Source organism: Streptomyces sp. SID5464 (assembly GCF_009862985.1).
GTDB classification, from domain to species: domain Bacteria; phylum Actinomycetota; class Actinomycetes; order Streptomycetales; family Streptomycetaceae; genus Streptomyces; species Streptomyces chartreusis_D.
The window spans coordinates 52,307-77,378 of sequence record NZ_WWIQ01000045.1 but is presented as its reverse complement, the minus strand read 5'-3'; the positions used below and the strand labels follow the sequence as shown (position 1 = coordinate 77,378).

General features: G+C 68.2%; 17 protein-coding genes and 3 pseudogenes. 8 read left to right on the top strand and 12 right to left on the bottom strand.

Annotated elements, in window-relative coordinates:
• The 3 genes from GTY47_RS22320 to GTY47_RS22310 all read left to right on the top strand — a co-directional run.
• The coding region (locus tag GTY47_RS22320; protein WP_010047507.1) for a LysR family substrate-binding domain-containing protein at positions 1–613 on the top strand (613 nt) is incomplete at its 5' end.
• Positions 614–859: 246 nt separating this feature from the next.
• Positions 860–1,513, top strand: a complete 654-nt coding sequence (locus tag GTY47_RS22315; RefSeq protein WP_029181715.1) for a site-specific integrase — start codon at positions 860–862, stop codon at positions 1,511–1,513.
• Between the two features lie 1,036 nt (positions 1,514–2,549).
• Positions 2,550–3,305, top strand: coding sequence for an IS6 family transposase (locus tag GTY47_RS22310; RefSeq protein ID WP_173937346.1), 756 nt, complete (start codon positions 2,550–2,552; stop codon positions 3,303–3,305).
• A gap of 265 nt (positions 3,306–3,570) precedes the next feature.
• On the opposite strand, the gene GTY47_RS22305 is transcribed toward GTY47_RS22310, so the two are convergent.
• Positions 3,571–5,100 (bottom strand): class I tRNA ligase family protein, encoded by a 1,530-nt coding sequence (locus tag GTY47_RS22305; RefSeq protein WP_010047501.1) that lies wholly within the window; start codon positions 5,098–5,100, stop codon positions 3,571–3,573.
• A 305-nt stretch (positions 5,101–5,405) separates the two neighbouring features.
• On the opposite strand from GTY47_RS22305, the gene GTY47_RS22300 reads away from it, so the two are divergent.
• Entirely contained in the window at positions 5,406–5,792 is a 387-nt protein-coding gene (locus tag GTY47_RS22300; protein WP_231911210.1) for a hypothetical protein, read from the top strand.
• A 65-nt stretch (positions 5,793–5,857) separates the two neighbouring features.
• Here GTY47_RS22300 and GTY47_RS22295 read toward each other — a convergent pair.
• Positions 5,858–6,630: pseudogene (locus tag GTY47_RS22295) on the bottom strand (carbohydrate kinase); the annotation flags it as partial.
• A 67-nt stretch (positions 6,631–6,697) separates the two neighbouring features.
• Here GTY47_RS22295 and GTY47_RS22290 point away from each other — a divergent pair.
• Positions 6,698–7,492, top strand: coding sequence for a hypothetical protein (locus GTY47_RS22290; RefSeq protein WP_010047496.1), 795 nt, complete (start codon positions 6,698–6,700; stop codon positions 7,490–7,492).
• 3 nt (positions 7,493–7,495) lie between these two features.
• Here the strand turns inward: GTY47_RS22290 and GTY47_RS22285 are convergent, their stop codons facing one another.
• Complete coding sequence (locus tag GTY47_RS22285) at positions 7,496–8,128, bottom strand: LysE family translocator (RefSeq protein ID WP_010047494.1); 633 nt, start codon at positions 8,126–8,128, stop codon at positions 7,496–7,498.
• A 172-nt stretch (positions 8,129–8,300) separates the two neighbouring features.
• Here GTY47_RS22285 and GTY47_RS22280 point away from each other — a divergent pair, with 172 nt between their 5' ends.
• A complete protein-coding gene (locus GTY47_RS22280) occupies positions 8,301–11,489 on the top strand; it encodes an amidohydrolase family protein (RefSeq protein WP_029181713.1) in 3,189 nt (1,062 codons plus the stop codon).
• Between the two features lie 139 nt (positions 11,490–11,628).
• Here GTY47_RS22280 and GTY47_RS22275 read toward each other — a convergent pair whose 3' ends face one another.
• Entirely contained in the window at positions 11,629–14,166 is a 2,538-nt protein-coding gene (locus GTY47_RS22275) for a Tn3 family transposase (RefSeq protein WP_010047492.1), read from the bottom strand.
• Between GTY47_RS22275 and GTY47_RS22270 the strand changes: the two are divergent.
• Positions 14,137–16,195: pseudogene (locus GTY47_RS22270) on the top strand (OB-fold nucleic acid binding domain-containing protein). The gene GTY47_RS22275 and the pseudogene GTY47_RS22270 overlap by 30 nt on opposite strands.
• A 50-nt stretch (positions 16,196–16,245) precedes the next feature.
• On the opposite strand, the gene GTY47_RS22265 reads toward GTY47_RS22270, so the two are convergent.
• The 3 genes from GTY47_RS22265 to GTY47_RS41130 form a co-directional block, all read right to left on the bottom strand.
• Positions 16,246–16,644, bottom strand: a complete 399-nt coding sequence (locus GTY47_RS22265) for a hypothetical protein (protein WP_010047484.1) — start codon at positions 16,642–16,644, stop codon at positions 16,246–16,248.
• Entirely contained in the window at positions 16,628–18,517 is a 1,890-nt protein-coding gene (locus tag GTY47_RS41135) for a hypothetical protein (RefSeq protein ID WP_010047481.1), read from the bottom strand. Before GTY47_RS41135 ends, GTY47_RS22265 begins: the two co-directional genes overlap by 17 nt.
• Before the next feature lie 229 nt (positions 18,518–18,746).
• Entirely contained in the window at positions 18,747–18,947 is a 201-nt protein-coding gene (locus GTY47_RS41130) for a hypothetical protein (protein WP_159399464.1), read from the bottom strand.
• A 432-nt stretch (positions 18,948–19,379) separates the two neighbouring features.
• On the opposite strand from GTY47_RS41130, the gene GTY47_RS22250 reads away from it, so the two are divergent.
• Positions 19,380–20,306 (top strand): S41 family peptidase, encoded by a 927-nt coding sequence (locus tag GTY47_RS22250; RefSeq protein WP_010047476.1) that lies wholly within the window; start codon positions 19,380–19,382, stop codon positions 20,304–20,306.
• Here the strand turns inward: GTY47_RS22250 and GTY47_RS22245 are convergent.
• From GTY47_RS22245 to GTY47_RS22225, 5 genes and pseudogenes are all read right to left on the bottom strand, one after another.
• Positions 20,278–21,147 carry an IS5 family transposase gene (locus tag GTY47_RS22245; RefSeq protein ID WP_010047474.1) on the bottom strand — a complete coding sequence of 290 codons (870 nt, stop codon included), beginning with the start codon at positions 21,145–21,147 and terminating at the stop codon, positions 20,278–20,280. The two genes, GTY47_RS22250 and GTY47_RS22245, sit on opposite strands and share 29 nt — an antisense overlap.
• A 65-nt stretch (positions 21,148–21,212) precedes the next feature.
• Positions 21,213–21,632, bottom strand: a complete 420-nt coding sequence (locus GTY47_RS22240) for a hypothetical protein (protein WP_010047472.1) — start codon at positions 21,630–21,632, stop codon at positions 21,213–21,215.
• 2 nt (positions 21,633–21,634) lie between these two features.
• A complete protein-coding gene (locus GTY47_RS22235) occupies positions 21,635–22,636 on the bottom strand; it encodes a DUF6192 family protein (RefSeq protein WP_010047469.1) in 1,002 nt (333 codons plus the stop codon).
• 519 nt (positions 22,637–23,155) lie between these two features.
• Complete coding sequence (locus GTY47_RS22230) at positions 23,156–24,322, bottom strand: hypothetical protein (RefSeq protein ID WP_010047468.1); 1,167 nt, start codon at positions 24,320–24,322, stop codon at positions 23,156–23,158.
• Between the two features lie 294 nt (positions 24,323–24,616).
• Positions 24,617–25,072 (bottom strand): annotated as a pseudogene (locus GTY47_RS22225) (hypothetical protein); the annotation flags it as partial.

Here is a 25,072-nt window from a genome sequence, read left to right as displayed (position 1 = left end):
CTTAGAGGCCACGACGTCCATACCGCCGATACCGGAGATCTTCGACGAACTCCAGGCGACACAGCCTGGCCTGACGATCGAGGTGCTGCGCATGGGGTTCGCTGACTGGGCTGAGGCCCTCCTCGCTGGCGATGTCGACGTGGCGTTCGTCTTCCCGCCCGTGCCACCGGGAGTACAGGCGCATCGCCTGGCCACGATGGACCGTGTCGTGTGCCTGCACGACCGCGACCCCCTCGCCAGCCAGGAACCGCTGAGCTTGGAGCAACTGGCCGACCGGCCCGTCGTCGGCTGGTCACCCAGAATCCCCAAGGCCTGGCGGGACTTTTGGTCCGTCGATCCCCGCCCCGACGGCACCCCCGTCCGCTACACCAACCACCAGACCACCGAATGGGAGCCCGCCCTGACCGCCATCGGCCTCGGCGAGGGCATCCAGTTCCCCCCGGAACCCTCCCGCTGGCTCTACCAACGCCACGGCGTCGCCTACGCCGACGTCACCGACCTCACCCCTTGCTGGACCGCCCTCGCGTGGCGTACCCAAGACCGCGACAAACCCACCGTCACCGCCCTGCGCACCGCAGCTCGAACCGTCACCACCCGGCAGACTCCGACGTAATACATGATGAGCATGCCTATACCCTGGCACAGATCCTCCTTGCGAAGCTGGAGAGGCACGGGTGGGCGGAGCCGCCTGAGCCGTAGCCAACGGTGGATCTTGGATGCACTGAAGTCGAGCATCTGGCCGGCGTGGGAGGCGTGAAGCGGCGAGGCTGTCGTGCCCGCTCACCGACTCTCGGTGATGCGCTTGCGCTGTTTGCCGCAGAGGGTGCAGCGCCGCTTCTCCACGCTGGTGTAGAAGACGATCGGCATCGAGCGGCGGCTGGCACCCCCGGACCGCACCAGGGCCCTGACCGAGAACCAGATCGCCGCCCTGTGGCGCCTGGACGTCGGGCTCAGGGAGAGGACGTTCTGGAAGCTTCTCTACGAAAGCGCCGCACGGGCCGATGAGGTGCTGTGCCTGAACGTGGAAGACCTGTATCCGCAGGACAAGCGCGGCAGGATCACCGCCAAGGGCGGTGCAATGGACTGGATTCACTGGCAGTCCGGCACCGCTCAGCTCCTGCCTCAACTGATCGCCCGCCGCGCCCGCGGTCCGCTGTTCCTCACCGACCGCAAGGCCCCGGCCGGGACGCCGACGCTTGACATGTGCCCGGAGACCGGCCGGGGCCGGCTCTCCTATCGCCGGGCCGAGGAGATCTTCGAGGAGAGCACCCGGCTGCTGGCCAACCCCCTCGCCTCCCCGGACGACATCGAGGACCTGGACGGCTGGACCCTGCACCGGCTGCAGCACTCCGCGCTCACGCACGACGCGGAGGGCGGCACTTCCACCCCGATGCTGCTGGCCCGGTCCCGCCATGCCTCCGTCCGCTCCCTGGAGCGGTACGCCCGCCCCGGCGTCGACGCCGTCGCCCGACACGTCGCCGAACGCGACCCCGCCGCCCGCCGGAAGCGCTGACGCTTCCAAGATCAACTATTGGCGGTTTCTGGGCTCACCTCGGCGATCCCCCATCCCCGAGGCATAGCGTCGGATCGGCACAGCGCAGGAAAGAGACCCGACAGGCATGGCTGCTGGGCCCCCGACTACCAGCCCGGACACCAGGGAACAACTAACCGGCCGGTAGCTAGGTCGAATCGGGCGTGACGCCCCGACCGTCGTATGCCGACCTGCGGAAACGACCGCAGGGGCCGGGGATCCCCGGGCCCCTGGGTAGGACTTCGAGTGCAGGCGCCGAGACCACCAGTGACCGGCGTGCCCCTCAACCCGCGGCTGTGATGTCAGCACCCGTGCTGTACCCAACGCTCCCCTCGCTGGGGAAGGTCGCAGCACCCGTGATTGTGGGGTTCTGCACCACCCCTCCTGTCCAGCGGCCAGCCTCCCCGGAGATGAATGAATCAGCGAAGTCGATCGGGGACATCACAGGGATGCTGATGATGGGCGGTGCGGGCGAAACTGGGTCGGGCTGGGCTGCTGCGACGCCGGCACCACCAAGGACGGCACAGGTAGCGATGACAGTAGCGGTGATCGGGGTACGGACACCCATGGCGATCTTCCCCTTCAGGTCGAGAGATGGTCGCTTCAATCACACGCCAGTGCGGGCATTTGTGCCTGAGGAGCTGGGCTAGGAGAGGCAGGGATGCGCCCATGCGGAGGCTCTCCGACGTTGCGCGGGTAGCTCTGCTTCACGTCGGAGAAAGCGGTAGCAGCGCCCGTACGATGACCGAGTGACAGCCCGCCGCACCCTTGGCTCCGGCCCCCAGGACGCACACAACATCCGCGCCGCTCAGGCCGACCTGATCGACGCACTGCCCGGCGTTCGCCTCCCCGATCTCGTTCAACTCCGCGAGCGAGGAGTACTTGGAACCAACCCGGCCACGACCCCCCGCTCCCGCCGCCCCCTGGGAGCCGGCGGCCGCACGAACGACGACACGACCGACAATGACGGGGCTCGGTACGCGCTCTGAGGGCACTGTCACGTTGGCTGACCCGTGGGATGATCTTCTGGTTGATAAGACTGGAAAGGTCGTTGGTGGGGAGCACGTCGCTGTCGTACAAGGGGCACCGGTATCCGGTCGAGGTCATCTCCCACTGTGTGTGGCTGTACCACCGCTTCCCTCTCAGTTTCCGCGAGGTCGAGGAGCTGATGCTCGAGCGCGGAATCGTCGTCTCCTACGAGACGGTGCGCCGCTGGTGCGCCAAGTTCGGACAGCGGTACGCGAGCGCGCTGCGCCGCCGGCGGCCCCGGCCTGGTAACAAGTGGCACCTGGACGAGGTCTTCATCAAGATCAACGGGGAGCAGAAGTACCTGTGGCGGGGCGTCGACCAGGACGGCAAGGTCCTGGACATCCTGGTGCAGGATCGGCGGGACAAGGCCGCGGCCAGACGCTTCTTCCGCAGACTTTTGAAGAGGACCGGTGCGGGGCCGCGGGTGATCGTCACCGACAAGCTCCGCTCCTACAGCGCGGCCCACCGCGAGGTCATGCCCTCCGTCGAGCACCGCCAGTCGAAGTACCTGAACAACCGGGCGGAGAACAGCCACCAGCCCACCAGGCAGCGCGAACGGGCGATGAAAGGCTTCCGCGGCACCGGCGCAGCCCAGCGGTTCCTGTCCGCGTTCAGCGGCATCTCACCCCACTTCCGGCCCCACCGCCACCGGCTGTCCGCACACAACTACCGAGCCGAAATGATCGTCCGCTTCGCAATCTGGGAGCAGATCACCGGCGCCGCCGGCCCCTCCACCACGGCCTGAGCACAACCCGGAACCGGGCTCCACCACACCACGACGCACCATCAGACACCTACCCGCCCAACAACGTGACAGCGCCTTCCTGGGGCATCGCCGCAACTGAGTTGCGGTCTTGTGTGGATGCCGAACAAGGCCGTGTTGCGGGCGGCGGCGGTCGTCGTACGAGTGGCGAAACTGGCCCTTGGTCTGCCCGGCGCCCTGGGCGCCCCGCTCCCGAAACTGCACCGAGATCGAAAGGAGGGCGACCAGAGGCATGGAGCACCGGACGTCACGCTGGCTGTGTGTCCTCCTGAATGCGAGGGAACAGCGGCTCTGCCGCGGGTAGACGCCCCTCGACCGGTGTCAGCCGTTCGGTAATCCGCGTCGCGGCATCTGGGATAAAAGGGCGCAGTTCATCGGCCAGCACACGACATGCGGCGACCAGCGTGGCGAGGACGGTGTCGAGCCGCTTCAGTGCTTCACCGTCGCCCTTCCGCTCTTGCCGAGCCAGTTCCCATGGCCTGGTGGCGTCAATGCATCGATTGGCTTCCTCCACGATGTGCCAGACCGCACGGGTGGCACGCCGGAAGTCGAAGTCGGCCAAGGCGGCATCGACGAGGCCGGGTGCCTTCCGGTAAACGCCCACCAGCGCCAGCCCACTGGAATTGTCAGGCGCAGAGGCGGGGATGACTCCGCCACGAAAGCGGTGAACCATGGTCACGATGCGGTGGACGAGGTTACCCAGTCCTCCGGCGAAATCCGCATCCGCGCGGGCGGTCAAGCGGTCGGGAGTGAAGTCGGCGTCCCCGGCCCGGGGTACATCGCGCAGGAGCCACCAGCGCACCGCGTCTGTGCCAAAGGTCGCGGCCAGCGCAGCCGGGTCGACGCTGGTTCCGGCCGACTTGCTGATCTTGCGGCCGTCGACGGTGAGGTAGTCATGGACCAGGATGTCGGTGGGCAGCGGGAGCCCAGCCGACAGCAGCATGGCCGGCCAGTACACGGCGTGGAAGCGCACCACTCCCTTGCCGACCAGGTGGACGCGGCGCTCGCTGGTGGCCCACCACTGGTCGTAAGCGCTGTCACCAGTGCCGTATCCGAGACTGGTGACGTAGTTGCCGAGGGCGTCCCACCACACATAGACGACCTGGCTCGGGTCGTCCGGCACGGGGATGCCCCAGCCGCGGGCGCGATTGTGAGAGCGGGAGACAGAAAAGTCGTGCAGGCCGCCTTCGATGAGGGCGAGGACCTCGTTGCGGCGAGCGGCGGGCTCGATGCGCAGTTCACCGCTCGAAATCAGCTGATGGAGGCGGTCGGCGTAACGGGACAGCCGGAAGAACCAGTTCTCCTCCGCGACGAGCTGAGGCTCGGTGCCGTGCTCGCCACACCGTCCATCGACCAGTTCGTCAGGGGTGTAGAACTGTTCGCAGCCAACGCAGTACAGGCCTTCATACTCCTTGCGATACAGGTCACCAGACGCGGCGCACTGGCGCCACAGTCGTTCGACTCCGACGCGGTGACGCGGGTCGCTGCTGGTGCGGATGAAGTCGTCGAATGAGAGCGACAGTGGACCACGCAATGCGGCGAACGCGTCGGCGTTGCGGTCGACGAACGACTGCACGTCGACACCAGCCGCTTCGGCGGCCAGGACGTTCTTCAGAGAGTTGTCGTCGGTTCCGCTGAGCAGCCGGACCCGCTCGCCCCGTAGACGATAGTGACGGGCCAACGTGTCCGCTTGGACAAGCTCCAGGGCGAAGCCCAGGTGCGGGCGGGCGTTGACGTACGGAATAGTCGTGGTGATGTAGCGGCGTCGTGCGGTCATCGGTCCTCCTACCGGGTAGCGAGGCCTGGTCGCACAACAATCGAGGCCCCGTCCCGGGGCCTCGGATTCGGTACGCGTCCGTTCTCAGCAGCCCCGTCGACGGGGCATCATCCAGTGCTGAGGCGAAAGCGTGATCATGCGTCCGAGCCTAGCAACAGAGCGACGTCGCAGCACGCTACTTCCGCCCCTTCACGGCAGCCACTGCGTAGGAGCACCCCGGGGCAATGCTGGGCGAGACAGATGTCACCCGGTGCCCCACGCACGCCGAATCGCGCAGAGTTGGAACACTGCCTCTTCACCAGCAGGTGCGCGAGACCACCGAGGCGATCGTCGGTGCGATCACCGGTTCTCTTGCTTTGCCCAGCAGTCTGCTGCTCGGCAGGTACGACGACGATGGCCGCCTGCAGTACACCGGCCGCACCACCACTCTCGCCCAGGCTGCGAGCAGCGCGGTCGCCGCGCTACTCGCTCCAGCCCGGCGCGGTCATCCGTGGACAGGCTGGTCGTTCTCCGCCGGGTGGGGCAGCCGGGAGACGCTGGACGTCACGCTGGTGGAACCCGAGCTGGTGGTGGAAGTAGGCATCGATGTCGCCCGCGACGCCTCCGGCCGGTGGCGCCACCCCGCACGCCTGCACCGTGCCCGCCCCGACCTCTCCCCCGCCGACGTTGCGCGCCTGACGCCGCCGCGATAACGGCGGACGGGCGCGCTGGAACCGGTGCCGTACCGGCAGCATGGCAGCGGGTACGACATGCGTGTTCAGACATGTGGCAGGAAACGATCGCCGCCGCTCTTGAGTACTGCTATGCCCGCCTGCGGTGGGTTTGCGCCGGTGACGGAGCACGTCAGGGCGGCAACGCGGGCGGCGAACATGCAGGCGTTGGTGACGTCTTGCAGGGTCAGTGCGTCGAGTCGGCCGCCGAGGTGTCCGAGGGCGGCGAGGCGGTGCAGTAGTCCGGCAGTGAAGGAATCCCCGGCGCCGATCGTGTCAACGACGTTCACGGCCGGGGAAGGGACGGTGACGCGGGTGCCGTCGAGGGAGGCGAGGGCGCCGCGCCCGCCGAGGGTGATGACGACGAGGCGGACACCGGCGGCGTGCCAGGTGTCGCATGCCTCTTCGGGGCTGGTGCCGGGGAGGAGCAGGGCGAGGTCGTCCTCGCTGAGGCGGAGGATGTCGGCGAGGGCGCACCAGCGGGGAAGCCGTTCGCGGTAGGCGGAGGTCGGGACGAGCAGAGGTCGGACGTTGGGGTCGATCGATACGGTGACGTGCTCACGCGCATGGGCGAGGTGGTCCTCGATGCGACTGCCGCCAGGTTGGCGTATCAGTGCCAGGGAACCGGTGTGCAGGCAGGCCGCGTCGTCCTGCTGGGTGGCGGCGAGTTCCTCGTCGGTCCACTGCCAGTCGGCGGCACTGTCGGCGTAGGAGGTGTAGGTGGCCTGGCCGGTCTCATCGAGGTCGGCGACGGCGAGTGTGCTGGGCATTGGGCGGTCACGCTGCCCGTCAGGTCGACGCCGGAGTCGCTGAGACGGGCACTGCTGGCCAGCCGCAACGCCACCAACCTCTCGGTCGACCTGATCTTCGGGCTGCCGTACCAAACGATGGAGAACTGGTACACCTCAATCCGGGAGCTCGTCGAAGCCGGCGTAGAGAAATTCAACATCTTCCCGCTGATGTTCAAACAGGCCGACCCGATCTCGGCCCACTACCGCACCAACCCTGAGATCTTCCCCGACAGCCGGGGAAGGCTTCTGATGCACTTCGCCACAGAGGCGATCATGCGACGTCTCGGTTTTCGTCGAGGCCCGCTGTTCTACTACGCCAAGGCTGACAGTCACTCGCGTCAGCAAGAGGACAAGTACGACTCCATCGAGGACATCAACCTGCTGCCCTTCGGGGTGTCCGGATTCGGGTACGTCGGCAATACGCAGTACTACAACGAGTGCACCCTCGACGGCTACATGTCAGCGATCGAGGAAGGCCGGCCTCCTGTCTGGCGTGGAGCGCGACTCGATCTCGACGAGCGGATGCGTCGCACCATTATGTTCGCGCTCCGCTCCAGCGGTGTGGACCGTAGCGCGTTCAGCACACGTTACGGTGTCGACCCTCTGCAACGTTTCGGGGCGGAACTTGCACCCTTCCTCGATCGCGGGCTTGTTTCCGCGAATGACACCCGAATCGAAGTGACCGACCGTGGTGCGCCGTTCGCGGACAGCATTGCGCTGCATCTCGTGAGCGACCGGATCCGGGAGCAGATCCGGCTTTCCAACTCACGCATCACCGACCTGAAGCGCGATCCCCTCGACCGCTACGACTTCTCGCCCATCGAACGCGATCCGGTGGCCGCCACGGTGTCTCCCCTGCCGATGCCCGAGGTTCCGAAGCGTCCTGCGTGAGGGCTACTCGAGTGCCACCCGGACGCCGAGCGCCACCAGCGTCGCGCCCAGGGCAGTGTCCTGGGCGCGACGCATCCGCGGGGACTTGAGGACACGCCGCAGGCGGTTGGCCGCCACGGCGGTCAGTCCCAGCCCTGTCAGCTGGAAGATCACGGCGATGCCAGCAAGCATCAAGGCCACGGGAACAGCGGCACCCGGCCTGTCGTCAGGGATGAACTGCGGCAGGCTGGCCAGGAAGAACAAGGCGGCCTTCGGATTGCCCAGGTTGCTGAACAGGCCTTGCAGGAACGGGGTGCTTCCCCTCGACTTCCTCGCCTCCCCGGCAGCCTCGACATCAGCCGCTGTCCCCCGCGCCTTCCACGCGGCCCAGAGTGAACGCCCACCCAAGATCACCAGAAGCATGGCCCCGCAGAACTTCACCAGTTCAAAGGCTGTTGCGCTGCGTACAAGGACCTCCGCAAGCCCAAGAGCGACAGCAACGGCGTGCACGAACAGGCCGGCCGCGCACCCTGCAGCGGTCTGGAGACCGGCGTTTCGGCCGCCGTTGACAACGCTCCGGATCACGACCGCGGTATCCAGGCCCGGAGTGATTGTGATCAGCAGGCACAGCCCGAGAAAGGACAGCAGATCCGTCATGCGGCACATCCTGCCTCAGCCATGCTGCGGCTCGTAAGCAGTCATCTTCGGCCAAGAAGACACCAATGGCTCCTCACGCCCGTCTTCGCCCATGAGGAGCAGTCGCCGCATACAGGAACACCGCGACCACGGCCTGGTCAGGACCGTTCACTCCGAGGAGAGCTGAGAAATCGTGTCGCCTGTAACCCGCAGACGATTCCTGAAGGCGGCCTCCGGCACAGCCGTAACGGGCTCGCTGGTCACCTCACCGCCCGCGCGGGCACTTGGCCCTGCCCCCACACCGGTCGTCGCGGCTGACGGAGTGCCAGTGCGGCTGCGGTTCACCTCCGTCACCAACGGCATGGCCACCGCGACGCACGGCGGGGACCGGATCGTCGCAGAGGTGCAGAACATCCTTTGGACGGTCCCCCGGGACGGAACGGCTGCCACACCGCTCACGCCACCGGACCTCGAACCCAGCCGTCCGGCCTTCTCGCCGGACGGCCGCAAGGTCGCCATGAGCGCCTACCGCGGTGGGACCTTCAGCATCTGGGTGATGGACGCAGACGGTTCCGGCCTGCGCCGGCTTACCGACGGGCCTTTCGACGATCGGGCACCTGCCTGGTCCCCGGACGGCCGCACCATCGCTTTCTGCTCCGAGCGCGGCGGCGATCCGGTCGCGGGCAGCCCGTATCGCATCTGGGCCGTGTCCGTGGCGGACGGCGTACTGCGCCAGCTGACAGGGGTACCGGAACAGCAGGGGCCCGGCCTGGACGGAGTGTGGGAGGACTTCGATCCGGTGTGGTCGCACGACGGCACCCGGGTACTGTTCGTACGCGCCGAAGTCGCCGCTTCCGGCCTCACTGCCCGCACTATCGCGTCCGTCGCGGCCACTGGCGGACCGGTGATCGCCGAGCACACGACCACCATCGGCAACCTGCTTGCACCCGCTATCTCCCCTGCAGGCCGCATTGCCTGGCTCCGCAGCATCCCCGGGCCACCCAAGACGGAAGCGATCGCGTTGTTCGCGGAGGGTCGCGAGGTGGTGCTCGACGGCGAGATCGCGCCCGCGCCGCCGCGGTGGATCGACGATGAGCGGCTGCTGCTCACCGTCGGGGGCCGGTTTCGGATGATCCGGCCGCACCGAGACCATATCGGGGAGGAGATTCCGCTCAACGCCACCCTCGAAGTGCAACGGCCTCGGTATGCAGTCAAAGAGTACATGCTGGAGGCTGAGCAGTCCCGCCCGGTCCGTGGTGTCCATCTTCCTCATCTCTCACCGGACGGCCAGAGCATTGCCTTTGCTGCGCTCAACTCGCTGTGGGTGGTGAGCGTGCGCGGTGGCACACCACGCAAGGTGATGGAGAGCTCCCCCACTGCCTATGTGCAAGGGCCGGTATGGTCCCCGGACGGCCACGCGCTGATCTTCACGGATGACCGGGACGGTCTCAACACCGTACGCCGCCGTGAACAGAACGATGGCCGCGAGACGGTTCTCGCTCCTGATGGGCGAGTGCACGCGGCGCTCTCGCCGGACGGTACACGCCTGGCCTGTCTGGACATGGCAGGGAACCTTGTCGTGAAGGACCTCGCCGCCGGAGGGGAGAAAGTTCTGGCGGCACCCCTCGGAGGCGGTGGGCTGCCGAGCCGCCCCAGTTGGTCACCCGACGGACGGTACCTCTCCCTGTGCGACCGCAACCGGCTCAACAACCGTTTCCGCGAGGGCCTCAACCTCATCCGCGTCGTGGACACGGACAGCGGCGCCTCGCGACTGTACGGCCTGGCTCCGCATGTCTCCTTGTCCGACCGGTACGCATCAGGGCCGGTGTGGTCGCCGGACGGGCACTGGCTGGCCTGCGTCAGCGAATCCGCACTGTGGCTGCTGCCAGTCGGCCCAGACGGCGCACCGAACGGCCCCGCCCAGGCCCTGACCGATGAGCCGGCCGACCATCCATCGTGGGCAGGGGACTCGCGCACGCTGCTCTACCAGTCCAATGGCCGACTGCGGTTGCTCACCATCGACGCCTCCGGCTCGCCGTCCGGAGCTCCGCGAACCGTGCCGGTCACGCTGACGTACCGGCGACCGACGCCCGTCGACACCGTGGTGCACGCCGGGCTCCTCTGGGACGGGACCGGCTCCGAACCGCGCGCGGACGTCGACATCCTCATCAGCAAGGGCCTCGTGACGGCGGTCGAACCTCACCGCCCTGGCCGCCCGGCCGCCCGTCACGTCGACGCCTCGGACGGTACGGTGCTGCCCGGCCTGTGGGATTCGCACATTCACCCGTGGCAGTACACCTACGGTGCCCGGCAGGGAGCACTCCAGCTCGCGTACGGCATCACCACCACGGTGTCCCTGGGCGGGTTCGCGTACGAGCAGACACGACTGCGGGACGACATCGCGGCGGGCCGGCTGGCCGCACCGCGGCTGTTGGCCACTGGAGAGTTGCTCGACGGCTCCCGCGTCGGCTACAGCATGGGGCGTGCGCACCGCACGCGTGAGGGTCTCATCCGCTCACTGGCCCGGGCCGCCGCCCTGGACTGGGACTTCGTCAAGACATATGTACGATCCCCCTACTCGCAGATGGAAGAGGCCGCACGTCATGCCCACGAGCGCCTCGGAGTGCTCAGCGGTGGACACCTGTGCGCCCAAGGCCTGCTGGCCGGACAGGACCTCACCACTCACCTGCTGGCCACCGAACGCGCCGAATACGGTCACGGCGCGACCGCCGAAGGCCATACCCATCAGGACACCTTGGAGATCTACACCAGGGGCGACTTCCACCTGATCGCCACGCCGTTCACAGCGATGCCGCTGATCGGGCTGCATCCCGAGGTGGCCGACGACGCCCGTGTCACGACGATGATGCCGTCGTGGGACATCGCGGTCGTCGAAGGCCTCGCGGCCAGGCGACCGACTGCGGACGAACTGACGGTCCTGGAGCGGGAAGTCGACGTCTACCGTCGGGTCGTACACGACGGCGGCCGCCTGCTGCTGGGAACCGACGCGCCTCTGTCTCCCGTGGGGCTTCACCTGCACGTGGCCATGCGAGCGCTGCACCGATACGGCATGTCCCCGGCCGAGGTCCTGACCACCGTGACCCGGGCCCCGGCAAGCGTCTTCGGAGTCGCCGACCGTCTCGGTACGGTGGAACCGGGCAAGCTGGCGGACCTGACCATCGTCGACGGCAATCCATTCGAGAACTTCGACTCGCTGATCCGGATCCGCGGAGCCGTCCGTGGCGGTCGGCTGCATGAACGGGCCGTGCTGGAACAAGCGTTCTCGCACTCCGTAGCGCACGCGGCACCGCGCGGCGGCTGGGCCACCGTCTCGGATCAGATGATCCGAGACGGCTGCTGCGAAGGGCACCACCGCTTCTGATGTGGCTTGGCAGCCGCCGATGTACTTGACGTCTGGAGCCCGGCGGTCGCCATGCCCGTCCCCTTCTCAACCCGCGGCCCGGCGCCTTGCCCCGGTCAACGAATCAGGCGCCCGCCGGCGACGCCGGGCCTGCGGGTCTTCAGGATGCCGACGCGGCCGCACCGCCCGCCGCCGACTGTGCGGTTTCCGCCTCGGACGGGGATCGGGGACCAGGCACCGTGGCCGCCGTGGCGGCGAGGGTGAGTTGGGAGTTCATGTCAAGCTCGAACCGGCCGTAGGGGTTCACATGCGTCCAGAACAGCGGGGAGAGGGCCCGCCGGTCGGCGTCGGTGAGCCGCTCCTGCCACTTCTCCTCGCTCAGGATGTTCTGCAGCAGCAGGGTGTTGACGTGCACCAACGCGGACTGGAGCAGGTGCAGGGCGAGCATCGAGACTTCCTGACTCTCCTTGTCGGAGCCGGTCAGGTCACCGTCCTTGCCGTAGAACAGGTCGTGGTTGGCGGAGTTCCAGTTCTCCACGACCTGGAGCCCGTCGTTGATCTCACGGCGCAGGCCGGCATCCGCGAGGTAGTCGCAGATGAACGCAGTACGGGCCGCCCGCCCGAGTTCCTCGATCGCCCGGTAGGTGGGGTGCTTGGGCCCGCCGCGGGTGAAGCGCCGCAGGACCTGCTCGGCCTCGGCGGTGCCCAGGCGCAGGGCGGTGGTGTACTTCACGATCTGGTCGTACTGCTGGCGGATCAGATCCCAGTCGATCGTCTTGGTCGACAGCACCGGCGCCAGGTTCGACCAGGTGTCGTCCTCGCCGGCCGCCGGCCGGTACAGCCGAGCCGATCCGACGTTCTTCAGCCTCGGGAGCAGGTTGAAGCCGAGCATGTGGGCGAAGGCGAACCCGACGATGGAGGCGCCGTGCGTGTCGGTGTACTGCCGGTCGATCTCCACGTCCGTGCAGTGCCGCAGCACCCCCTCGATCATCGCGGCGACCTCGGAGGCCGAGCAGGACTTGAGCTGGCTGTAGACGCACAGCGACTTCCTCTCGACGTGCCAGTAGATCATCACCCCGGGCCCGCGGTACCGCTGGTGCCACTCGGTCATGAAGTTGCTGGACCAGGAGCCGAACTTCTTGGAGTCGCTCGCGCAGGCGGTGCCCTCGCCCCACCACGCCGCATCGCGGGCGGCGAAGGTGGCGTTGACCAGCCGCACCAGCGCCGCGCGCAGGTTGGTCCGGTTGACGAACAGGTGCCGCACTCGGCGCAGGACGGCCTCGCTCTCGCCGTGCTTGCCGGTGACCGCGACCCGCTTGATGCCCATGTTCGTACCCAAGGCGAACAGCACCAGCAGTAGCCGGCGGCGCAGCACCGCCTTCGGTACCGCCTCGCGTGTGGCGACCGAGGTGAATTCGCCGGTGAAGCCGGTGGCGAACTCGGCTTCCTTGAGGATGTCGATCAGGTCGATGGTGCCCCAGCGGCGTTCGATCTCCGTCTTCAGCGCGACCAGGTTATCCGGTTCCTCCTGCTTGCCCAGCGGCGAGACCTTGATCCACGGCTCGCCGTGTCGGCGGACGATGTCCACCCCGCCCGTGGTGCCCAGCTCCAGCGCCGTGTCGAAGCGGGTCAGGGCCTCGCGTAGCCGCTTCTGAAGGGCCTCGATGAACTTCTCCGGGTCCTGCGGCTGACGGATCGCGTCGTAGTGCACGTCGCGGTTGTCCTCGAAGTCCGGTGGCAGATCGTCCTCCGGGTTCTGCCACCGGTTTGCGCCCGAAACCCAGATCTCCCGCCGCCGCAGCGCGTCCCGCAGCGCCACGAGCACGCACAGCTCGTATGGGATGCGCTCGACCCGGCCGCGCTCGTCCACCACCGCCTTGCGCCACTCATCGCGCACCACCCCCGCCAGCGGGATCTTCTCCGCCTCGTCGAAGAACGCACCCTCTTTAGCGCTGGGCTGGTCCAGGTACCGCTTGAGCAGGTCGATGGCGTCCATCACCGGCCGGTAGGCGGTGTTGTTGCACTTCAGCTCCAGCGCGTTCAGCAGCGGCGAGAGCATCCGCCGCCAATGGCCCGAGTACGACGAGCGCAGCACCGTCCGCACCCGGGCTCGGTAGCGGGCCTCGTTCGCCGCGGCCTCCGCGGCGAGGGCCTTCAGCGTGGACTCCCCGGCCACCGGATAGATCACCTTGCGGACCGTGCCGCCCGGCTCGGCGACCGCCGCCTCCGCCAGCCGCAGCAAGATGCCCTCCTTGCCGCGGACCCGCTTCATCTCCTTGTTGAACTCGCCCTCGACCTTCCTCTCCGCCCGTGTGTTGATCTTCTGCACGAGCTGGATGAACAGCTCCACCAGCGAGTCGGTGATCTCCGTCTCCCGCACATGGCACAGCGTGGACAGCAGCGTGTAGCGCACCGGGTCGGCCGCCGCCCGCAGGTCTGAGGGGTACTCCTTTGACGCCCGTGCCCGCCAGGCGGCCACCAGCTTTTCCGACACGTCCCCGAACAGATCCGGCGGCAGCTCCAGCGCGCGGACCCGCTGGAGCTTGTTCACCTCCGCCAGGAGGCTATCCAGCCCCAGCGCGCCCGGATCGGCCTTCAGCTCGGTGAAGAACGTGCCCCCGCCTCCCGTGCTGTCCTCGCTCGCGTCGGTGTCCTCGGCGATCAGGTCATCCAGCCGGGACCGAGTCGCCGCGGACAACCGGCCGCCGGCACCGGCCCCGGCTCACTGCGCCTGGCCGCCCGCACCCTCACCCTCGCCGACCAACTGGGCATCCCCGCCGTGCTGACCAACGCCGTCCGCTACGCCGACGCCGACCAGCACCGCCTCGCCGACGTCCTGGACGCCGCCCGCCTGCTGCGCCCCATCGACCGCCGCCACCTCGACTCCGGCGAGCGCTGGCTGAAGCCCCCGGCCGCCATGGGCGAGATCGCTCGGCGGATCGCCGCGGCCGCCGGCCACGGTGACGACCGCGCGGCCCGCCTACTGGCCGACACCACCGCCACGGCCGACGCCTGCACCGTCGACCCCGTCGAGGACCTCGGCCTGGGCCGTCCCCACTTCCCCGAACCCGTCGTCGTCGGCGCCCCTGGAGGCCCCGAACACCCCCAACAGGTCCCCCTCGACGACCACTTCGCGTTCAAGCTCATCCAGGACGCACAGACGCTGGGCTTGTTTCAACTCGAGTCGCCCGGCCAGCAAGATCTTCTGTCGAGACTGCAGCCGCGCAACGTCGCCGACGTCATCGCCGACATCAGCCTCTTCCGCCCGGGCCCGGTCGCCGGCGGCATGCCCGAGCAGTACATCGCCGCCCGCCACGGCGCCACCCCCACCTACCCGCACCCCGACCTCGAGCCGGTACTCGCCGATACGTACGGAGTCGTCATCTGGCACGAACAAATCATCGAGATCATCGCCACGCTCACCGGCTGCGACCGCGCCCTGGCCGAAGTCGCCCGACGCGTCCTCGCCGACCCCGACCGACTGCCCCGCCTGCGGGACTGGTTCCACCGCACCGCGGCCGCCCGCGGCTACACCCGACGTCCTCACTCACGTCTGGAACATCATCGAAGCGTTCGGGGCCTACGGCTTCTGCCGGGCACACGCCGTCGCCTTCGCCGTCCCCGCCCTGCAGTCCGCCTGGCTCAAAGCCCACTACCCGGCCTTCCTGCTGGCCGGCCTCCTCGAACACGACCCCGGCATGTGGCCCAAGCGGGTTCTGATCCAAGACGCTCGCCGCCGCGGCGTCACCGTCCTGCCCGCCGACGTCAACCACTCCAAGACCACCTACACCGTCGAGCACGCCCCCGACGGCACCTGGGCCGTCCGCCTCGCCCTCTCCGGCGTCCGCGGCATCCACACCGACGAGGCCGAGCGCATCGCAGCCGGCCAGCCCTACGCATCCCTGTCCGACCTGTGGCAGCGCGCCCGCCCCAACCGGCCCACGGCCGAACGCCTCGCCCAGGCCGGCGTCCTCGACAGCCTGCGCGGCAACCTCACCCGCCGCGACCTGCTCCTACAGATCACCGAACTGCACCGCCAGTACCGCGGCCGCCCCCTCGGCGACGGACAACTCCCCATGGCCCTCGACGACCAGCACACCAGCACCCCCTCCGGCCTGCCGGAAATGACCAGCCGCGAAGCCCTCAACGCGGAACTGCACATCCTTGGCGTCGACGTCAGCCGCCACCTGATGGACCACCACCATCAGCTGCTGCGCGAACTCGGCGCCACCGACGCCGCCCACTTGAAGCGACTGCGCCCCGGCCAGCAGGTCCTCGTCGCCGGCGTCCGCGCCTCCACCCAGACCCCGCCCATCCGCTCCGGGAAACGGATCATCTTCGTCACCCTCGAAGACCGCTCTGGCCTGGTCGACCTGGCCTTCTTCGAAGACAGCCACGAGGCGTGCGCGCACACGATCTTCCACAGAGGACTGCTCCTCGTCCGCGGCAACGTCCAGCGCCGCGGCGAACGCAACACCGTCACCGGCTCGATGGTCTGGGACCTCGAGCAACTCGCCGCCACCCGCCGCGACCACGGGCCCGAAGCCGTCCAGCGCCTCCTCGGCGCCGGCGCCGACGTCCCACCGGCCCCGCGCACCGAGCCGCACCGCACCATCACCCACGAGACCGGCGCGACCCTCCACCCGTGGGCCGACCTCCAGCCCCCAGGGCAGCGCGCCGCCGACCTCACCAAACTCGGCCACACCAGCCCGGGTTCTCCAGGCTGATACGTGTCTCATGAGACACACCACACCCACCCGCAGGGGATGTCCTCGGCTCACTCTCGACGGGCGAGAGGCAGTGGGACGACGACGCCAGAGCGTTTGGCGAGTTGCTCGCGGAGTGCAGCGTTCTCCGCGAAAAGGGTGGCGATGACCGTCGCTGCGGCGTCAACCTGTTGCTGAAGGCGTTGTCGGTCTTGCCGGTTACCTCTCAGCTGTCGGCGGAGACGGGTGATTTCCTCCTGCTGATGTTGGTCGCGCAGGCTGGCGGGACTTCGGCCGAGGCGGTTGTCCCACTCCGCGAGGACGGCGGTCGCGCGGTTCATCGTGGCTCGGCTGACGCCGGCCTCTCGCCAAAGGTTGTTCTTGGTCAGCTTGCCGTCGGTGCGGGTGGGTTGGCCGGTGAACAGGCGCTCCATCGCCTCGCGCAGAGCCTGCTCAGTCTTGGCGGACACCGTTGGAGGGGGCATCGGGTGCCTTTCGTACCACGCGGTCGACTTCGTGGAGCTGTTCAGTGAGCAAGGCTCGGCGGTTGGGCGGGAGCTTGCGGGTGGTGAGTAGGTCGGTGAGCGAGGCTCGTTCCGCGGTCCAGATAGGCAGGTGAGCGGGGGCGATGACGCTGTTCGCGCAGCGGGAGGGCTGGCAGCGGTCGATGAGCGGGCCTTGGTGGCCTTCGGGGACGATCGCATCCTCGAGACATTTGGCACCGACCGGGTTGGCGTCGTCCATGGTGCAGTGGTTGAGCTTGCCGAAGCGGACGGACAGTCGCGTGCGGCGCAGGAGGTCGAGTTCAACGCGGAGATCACCGCGCTGCGCCTGGCTGGTCGCCTTCATCTCGGCGGCCTTGGCCCGGATGGCGGCGAAGGTCTCGCGCAGGCGGTCGGCGCCCGGTCCGTCGCCGATGGGCTCGCCGCGGCCGTCGGCGGCGAAGAGCTCGGCCAATCGCTCGAAGCGTCGCTCGCTGATTGCGGTCCGCAGGTGCTCGGCCCAGGCGGGCGCGGGCTCGGTGTAGCCCTGGGTGGTGGTGTTCGCGAGTGCCCGGGTGGAGACGTGCTTGAGCTGCATCCCGACGGCGATTTCCGAGCCGGGAAAATCCCGGGTGAGCATCGCCATGGTGCGACGGAACATGTGCGGGGCCAGCTTCTGTTCGGGGATCTGCGGAAGCCCGGTGACGTGTCGGTTGTCATTGACGTGCTGGACGAAGCAGGTGATCGCGTCGCCGCTGTCGAAGTGGTTGATGGGCGACTTGGCTTGTACCGACGCGAAGGCGTACTCGTCATCGATCGACAGTTCGGCCGCCGTGGCGATCGCTTTGGCCACCGGTTCGATGATCCACCAGTGCCGGATCGGCAGGTCCGGGTCCAGCTTGTGTTTGGTCGCCTTCACTGCAGGGCTGCCGTAGTACTCGACGACCGAGTCCTTGAGGATGTCGCGGACCTCGATGTTCCGCATCATCGACAGCCCGACCACCAGCACAAACGCCGCGTTGCGCAGAGCGGTGTACTCGATCCACAGGGCGAGCGGGTGCAGTGAGTGGCGCCAGGGGCCGCGGGTTCCATCGGGGCGTTCGACCTCGGTCAGGTCGGGCAGGAGCCCGGGCTGCGTGTGGCCGGCGGCGACCAACTCGGTCACCCTTGCGCGGGCCAGGCGACCCGCCGCCGTACCAGGGGCGAAAAGATTCGACGACCCGGCGAGGCCGAGCACGGCGGTCAGCAGTGCCCAGTTGACCGGCGTCGTGGCGCGCGGGTGGCGCAGCGGGTCAGCAGGATGCCAGACGGGGACCCGGCTGGCAGGATCGGCAAGCCACGCGTCGAGCCGGCGGCGCTGCTGCGCGGCTCCCAGGTGCAATCTCGTGGTCTGGAGGTTCTTCCAGTGCGCGCGGGCGCGCAGAATGTCGGGGCCGAAGACGTCGACGTACGTCCAAGCCGCGCGGATGAGCGGGAACCACGTCCGGGGCTCGACCACCGCGGTGCGTAGCTTCGACTCCCGCACCAAGCCCAGGACTTTCGCACCGGTCTGACCGGGCCAGGGGTCCGCAGGCAGGCCAGTGGTGAGCACAGGGGCGAACTGGTGCAGCAGTTTGATCACCGTGATGTGAGCGCGGACGGCGGTGTCGTCGGTGGTGCGGCGGCGCTCAGCGATGTAGCGGTGGAAGTCCTCCACCGCCCACTGGGCGAAGTCGTCGGGCAGGTGCTCGGCGGCGCCGAACGCGGCAAGTGCACGCAGGACCTGGCCGCGGGCCCGCTGGGTGGGAACCTTCCGCGGCGTTGGCGGCAGATGCACGCCTGCGGCGAGGACGGCGGGATGTCGCGGGTTGAACTCGAGCATCGCCAGTTCCCGGGCGAGGAGGTTCTGGCCCGGGCTGAGGTCGGTGAACGGCAGCTTCCACTGGCCCGTCAGGTGGCTCGTGGGCGACGCAGGACACCGTTGAAGTCCCAGCAGGTGTTCTCTCCGAAGTTGGGCGATGACGCGCCAGCCAGTAGCGGCAGGGACTGCAGGACGGGCTCGTCGTCGGCGAAGACGCTCGACCGCGGGGCAAGGGGGTGCTGTCGGCCGGTCATTCGAACTCCACCTGGGTGGCGAGCGGAAGGGTGAGGGTCAGCCCTTCGTCGGCGATGCGTTGACGGGCTCGAGTGATCTCGTCACTCGTGCGCAGGCCGAGGGCCTCGAGGACGTTGACGCGGCTCTGTCCCCATAGGGCATGGAAGTGCGTCGGGGACAGGCGGTGCTGGAGCTGTTCGAGATGGGCCGCGAACAACAGCAGTTGAGGGAGGTTGGAGGGTAGGACGAAGGCGTTGCGGCACTCCAGGCATCGGGTGGGAGCGACCGGGCACAGCTGGCCGGGGCGGCCGAATGGGGAGGCGAATGGATCCCGGCAACTGGAGACTCCCATGTCCAGTTCACCGGAACGCAGTTGCTCGACGTCCTCGGCGGACAGGCCAAGAGCCTGGGCGGCGCCCGGTTCTGCCAGCGCCCGCTCGTCCTCGTCGCTGAGTGCGTGTTTCTGATCCGGGATGCTGCGCCAGTGGCTGATCGTCAGGGTTAGGGTTGCCAGTTAGTCGAGAGCCTGTTCGGGGGATGGATGCGGCGGATACGTTCACTGCGCATAGTGGCCTGCGCTGGCCTGATGGGAGTAGCGGTCACCGCGACGGGGTGCACGGGTCGTTCGCACGATCCAGGGGCTACCGACATGTCGCCCAGTGCGCAGACCTACCTGTCGAAGGCGCTGAACATCATGGAGAAGCACTCTCTTGTCCGTCACAAGGTTGACTGGGCGGCCGTGCGAAGCAGGGCGTACTCGCAGGCGCGCGGCGCGCAGGAGTCGGCGGACACGCACGGGGCGATCGCCTCGGCACTGAATTCGCTGGGCGACGGGCACAGTGTTTTCTGGGGGCCGGATGTGGCCAAGGAGCGTTATGGAGCGTCTGCGGTCAAATTCGAGGGCCTGGAAGGCCGTTCCTCGAAGAACGGCGTGAGCTACATTTCCCTGCCTGGTGTTCTGGGGTCTCAAGAGGCCTACGACCGGTACGTGCGGCAGGGCCGACACACCGTGGCGAAGGCCCAGGCGACTGAGACCTGCGGCTGGGTGGTGGATCTACGCTCGGCCAACGGGGGCAACATGTGGCCGATGCTTGCCGTCGTAGGTCCGATCCTGGGCGATGGCAAGGTAGGCGCGTTTGTAGATGCCGACGGCAACGAGTCAGTCTGGTCGATCAAGCACGGCAGCCCATACGTAGACGGCAAGTTGGTCGGCTGGGGCGATGGCCGACCGCTCGCCGGGAGCACCCAACCGGTTGCGGTCCTGACCGGCAGGCAAACAGCCAGTGCGGGTGAGGCGGTCACGGTGGCCTTCCGGGGACGTCCTGGCGCCAGGTCTTTCGGCGAACAGACCAACGGCGTCCCCACGGGAAACAGGCCGTACCGCCTGTCCGACGGAGCTGTGCTGCTCCTCACGGAAGCCAAGGACGTGGACCGGACGGGCCGTGCGTATGACGCGCCGATACCTCCAGACGCGCAGATCGTCAGGGACTCACGCCCTGCGGCGCGCAACCGGGACGAGGTCCTGCAAGCAGCACAGAGCTGGCTCCTCAAGCAGGCTGCCTGTCGTCAACGGTGAAATGCTCCGCCACCTTCCTTGTCCAGTTGGGTGTGGCGCCCTTCCGTGCCAGGCGCCGGGTCATGAGGGTGATGGCTGCCCAGGTGATCAGAGTTTCGGAGTGCTGGACGAGCCGTTCGTAGTCCCGGGCATGGCGGCGTGCGTGCATCATCCACGCGAGACTGCGTTCGACGACCCAGCGGCGGGGCAGCACGACGAAGCCGGAGGCGTCCTTGGGGCGGCTGACGGGCTTGATGGTGAGGTTGAGGTGGTGTTTTGCCCAGTCGACGAGCTTTCCGGCGTAGGCGGAGTCGGCCCACACGATCGTGATCTCGGGGTGCATGAGGCGGAGGCGGAACAGGACTTCCTTGGCCGCGGCGGAGTCGTGCAGGTCGGCGGGTGTGACCATGACCAGCAGTGGAAGTCCTCGGGTGTCGACGACCAGGTGGCGCTTGCGGCCGTTGATTTTCTTGCCCGCGTCGTAGCCGCGGGTGGCTTTGGAGACGGTCTCGGCGGCCTTCACGCTCTGGGAGTCGATCACGGTGGCCACCGCTCGGGGCCCTTTGCCCAGGTTGCGGCGGATCCGCCCCGAGAGATGGTCACGGATCTGCCCGATGACTCCGCAGGCCGCCCAACGGGCCATGAAGCCCCAAACTGTGCGCCAGGGCGGGTAATCCGCAGGTAGGGCCCGCCACTTGCAGCCCGTGTCCACGACGTAGCGGATCGCGTCGACGATCTCGCGCCGGGGGTGCTTCTCCGGCCTGCCACCGCGGCTGGTGTCGCAGGCCGGGGTGGGCAGGAGGGGTTCGATCAGGACCCATTCGGCGTTGGTGGTGTCGGAGGGATAGCGGCGGCGACGCATGGCAGTTGGCTTTCCGCAGTGCCGCGGAGGGCCGCCGCCGTCCGGGCGGCCCCCGCGGTGGTCGGTCAGGAGCTGTTGATGAGGTCGAGGGTGGATTCGATGGAGTTGAGCTGGGCGGTGATGTGCTTGACCCACTTGTCGCCCGGGTGGGCGGCGGCGTGCGGGGCGACGGTGCCGGTGATCAGTCGGCGGAACTCAGTCAGCTTCTCCCTGATCACGGCCCGTTCGTATGCTTCCAGGGCGGCCCGCTCAGCACCGAGCTGGTAGCCGTCAGCTCTGGTCCAGATCAGCGGCGGCCAGCCCTTCTCCGTCGCCTGGTCCATCAGGGCCGCAAGCCCGGACCGCACCTGACTGGGGGACAGATCGCTCGCGCGTACCAGCTGAGGGAACAGCAGACCGGCGGGTCTGGCCTCGAACAACACGAACCGGACGGTATCCGCGTGCCGTCGGGCGGCATCGCCCCGCCGCCGCGAGGCCCGGGGCATACCTACTCGCCCTTCAGCATGCGGGCCAGTTCGTCGTCCATGTCGACCTTGCCGGTGTCGACAGCTGTCTCGATCCAGTCCAGGGTGGCCCGAACCCGGGCGACGTTCTCGTGCACGATCGTGCGTTCGTCGTCGTTGAGCGTCCGGTCGCGCAGACCGGGGACGGTTCGGCCGGCAGCGGCGACGAAGGAGTGGCAGGCGGTAACCAGGTCCAGGAACTCCACGGTCCGGTCGATGTGCCTGACGGCCGGGGCGACGGGACTGGTGCTTTCGAAGTCCTCGCGGGCTTGTCGGCTCCTCTCATTCTGGGCATGGTTGACCTGGAAGCGGGCGGTGTCGTCGCTCATCGCCTTGAACGCAACGTCCGGCCGGCGCAGCAGACTGGTCGCGGCGGTTGTTGCGACCGTCTCGTCACGGGTGAACTCCTCCACCACCTTGACCTTGTCCTCCGCCGACACTTTGGCCGCCACCTGCGGACGCTTGAGGAAGTCAGTGGTCACCGCCGCCGCGACCTCCTCGTCCTGGGCCAGCGAATGGATCGCGGTGACCTTTTCCTGCGGCGTCACGGGCGTTTCGACCCGCTGCCCCACCCGCCGGTTCGCGTCGTCCGCCGTCCACCGGGACTTCCCCTCCGGCAGCACCACGATCGCCGCGAACCGCTCCTCGTCATCCTCGATGTTCGCCAGCGACCGATGGACCGTGTAGGAGGCAATCTTGGGCTGCCGGTGTTCCTTCGGCCAGCGCGAGGCCACCCACCTCGTGGTCTTCACCGTGGCGACGCTCAGCCCGATGTCGTCGGCCAGACGGGCAAGCGACTGCTCGACCGTCCACTCCGTCTCCCCGACCGGACCGCCCCTCTGCCGCATCGGCTCGATCTCCAGAGCCCGGTCGCCGATCGTGAACTGCCCGCGCGTCTGTTGTTCGACCACGTCCCGCAATTCGGCCACGATCTGCTCGTAGCGGGACTGGCTGACGCTTCCGACCTTCTCGTTCTCCTCGGTCATGGTGTGCTTCACCACCAACGGCGGACCGGGGCACGGCGCTTGGGGCCATGACGGGACAAGGCCCGCTTCCGAACCGAGAGTCAGTCTGTAAATCCTAAGATCGCAACGATTGACCACAAATGACCGGATGGTGACCGGAGTTGGGCTCACCATGCGTTCGCTCATTGATTACTGTGACCGTTCGCCGAACGGTTCCTTCCGGTGCCTCCAGGCACTCACCTTGCACCGCGCCGAGCAGTACAGAGCGTCCGAGCGGCGGTCGACGCCGATCACCCACCGGGCCCCGCACTCGGGGCACTCAGCCTCGCCAACACCGGCCTGGACGGCCGCCAGGCGCTTACGCAACCGGCGTTCCCGCCGCCACTGCCTGGCGCGACACGCCGACGAGCAGAACATCGCCCCGGGTCGGGCATCCGGCCTCAGCCGTTCTGCGCAGCCCTGGCAGGTCCTCTCCCCGGCCTGTCCGGTGCCCTCGGACACCGGGCCAGCGTAGGACGCCAGGCTACTCAGAACCGGGGCTTAGAAACAGGCACTGAGCACGACAGGGCCGTTCAGGGCCTTGTCGAGCCAGTGCCGCTGGGCGGCGGTGATGACGCGGCCGGAGATGACGCGCAGGGTCGTACCGTGGGCGTAGTGGGTACGAAAAGTCTCGGCGGTGTGGTCATCGGCGATGTCGCTGATGCGGCCCTTGAACGCGATGGCCTTCTCGACCTTCCCGGATTTACGCAGCCGGCGGATATCGGCCGGGCCCTGGACCGTCACCTTCTTCGCCCTCAGCCAGTCCACGAGCCCCGCACCGCTGCCTCTTCCGACGAACCGCCGGATCGTCAGCGCGTAGTGGTCGACGGATGCGCGCAGGAACAGCGGGACCGGGGTGATGTCGGCCCGCTCGGCCAAGGGGCGGGCCAGCTGCAGCATCCGACGGGTCAGCTCAACGGCATCCAGCCGCGGCGCGGCCGGGTGCAGGTCACGTTGATCCTCCTCGGGGTCCGTACCGTAGGAGCGGCGCTGCACGGTGCGGGCACGGCGTTTCGTGAAGTCGATCAGCACGCTCTGGGGGCCGTACTCCAGGTCGTCCTCGTCGAGCGCGACGACTTCCTCGGAGGCCCTGCCGGTGGCGGCCATCAGCAAGATCCGGTAACTGTGCAGATCCATGTCGCTGGGGAACAGCATCCCCACCAGGCGGCGCAGCAGGTACCCGCGCGCCAAATGCGGCAGTACGTCGCCCGGGACGAGTTCGCGCAGCGCGGGCGGCCACTGCGGCAGTGCGGGCACATGGCGCGCGACGTCCTCGCAGGTCCACGCGTCGTTTGCCAGGGCCCACAGCAGGTTGCGCGGCTCCATCCAACCGCCATGGGCGGGATCGCAACCAGCGGCCGCAAGCGTCCATCCGGTTCTGATCCTCGCCTCGGTGGCGAGCCGGTCCGCCCAGGCGGCCTGAATGAGCTTCTTCTTGTCGGCCCGGGTGAATTCGTCGACCTCCTCGCCTTGGCCGCGGCGCAGACCTACGGCGCCCTTCACCCAGCCGTCCAGGTGTCCGGCGACCGGCCGGTCCGGGTGCGCGATCCGGCGCGCGATGAGCATCCTCAACCGGCCTGCGAGCTCGTACGGGCGCCGCGACCCTGCCTGGTAGCCGGCCGGCAGCAGCCTGATCCACTCCGTCACCGCGTGGTGCAGGTCCGGCACTTTCCGCGCCAGCGAGGCGTCCTGTGCCGCCGCGACCGTCGCGTCGACGTGGGTGCAGAAGCTGCTGATGGCGTGCTGGTACGTGCGGCACGATCCCTCCCGGAAGCCCGCCGACGCCGCCAGCTCGACCCACTCGTCCGCGAGCTCGCCGGCTAGCCCGGCGCAGGTGTGAGCTGCGGATCTAAAGCGACCGTCACCGGGCGGTCTTGCGGATCGAGCCCGGTCACCTGCCGCAATCCGTTACGCGTGTCCTTGGCCGACCGAGGCGTTCGGCCGGGAAACCCGCTTTTGTACTCACCCCTGCGTGGCACCGGCGGGCTCCAGATTCATCAGGCGGCGGGCGACCGTCACGTAGGAGGCGCCGCCCGCCGCGCTCCAGCGACGGAACGCGGCGTCGACCTCCCGCATCGGGTCCTTCAGGTACTGGATGTAGCGGTAAGTGGTGGAGGGATGGGCATGGCCGAGCCGACGCTGGACGACCAGCAAGGGGTTGCCGACCATGTGGTCCAGCAACGTCGCCATCGGCGTCTGCTCAGAATCGACGTCACCGAGAGCCTCGCGGGTCAGGAAGATCAGCAGCCGCAGGGCGAACGTGTGCCGAGTGTCGTGGAAGACCCAGCAGCGCCGCGGGAGTACCGGGGCCGAATGGTGCACGCTCCACTGCTTCATCCGCTTCCACGCCCGCCAGCGGATGCGGTCCCAGCCCGAGCCGGTGAGCATCCGGCCGCCCTGGCCGATGAACAGCGCCAG

Bases quoted from the DNA above. Each gene is read 5' to 3' on its own strand.
- GTY47_RS41135 (WP_010047481.1), bottom strand. From the start codon at position 18,517: ATGCTCGAGTTCAACCCGCGACATCCCGCCGTCCTCGCCGCAGGCGTG.
- GTY47_RS22245 (WP_010047474.1), bottom strand. From the start codon at position 21,147: ATGCGTCGCCGCCGCTATCCCTCCGACACCACCAACGCCGAATGGGTC.
- GTY47_RS22285 (WP_010047494.1), bottom strand. From the start codon at position 8,128: ATGACGGATCTGCTGTCCTTTCTCGGGCTGTGCCTGCTGATCACAATC.
- GTY47_RS22250 (WP_010047476.1), top strand. From the start codon at position 19,380: ATGTCGCCCAGTGCGCAGACCTACCTGTCGAAGGCGCTGAACATCATG.
- GTY47_RS22235 (WP_010047469.1), bottom strand. From the start codon at position 22,636: ATGACCGAGGAGAACGAGAAGGTCGGAAGCGTCAGCCAGTCCCGCTAC.
- GTY47_RS22240 (WP_010047472.1), bottom strand. From the start codon at position 21,632: ATGCCCCGGGCCTCGCGGCGGCGGGGCGATGCCGCCCGACGGCACGCG.
- GTY47_RS22305 (WP_010047501.1), bottom strand. From the start codon at position 5,100: ATGACCGCACGACGCCGCTACATCACCACGACTATTCCGTACGTCAAC.
- GTY47_RS22290 (WP_010047496.1), top strand. From the start codon at position 6,698: ATGGAGAACTGGTACACCTCAATCCGGGAGCTCGTCGAAGCCGGCGTA.
- GTY47_RS22310 (WP_173937346.1), top strand. From the start codon at position 2,550: ATGATCTTCTGGTTGATAAGACTGGAAAGGTCGTTGGTGGGGAGCACG.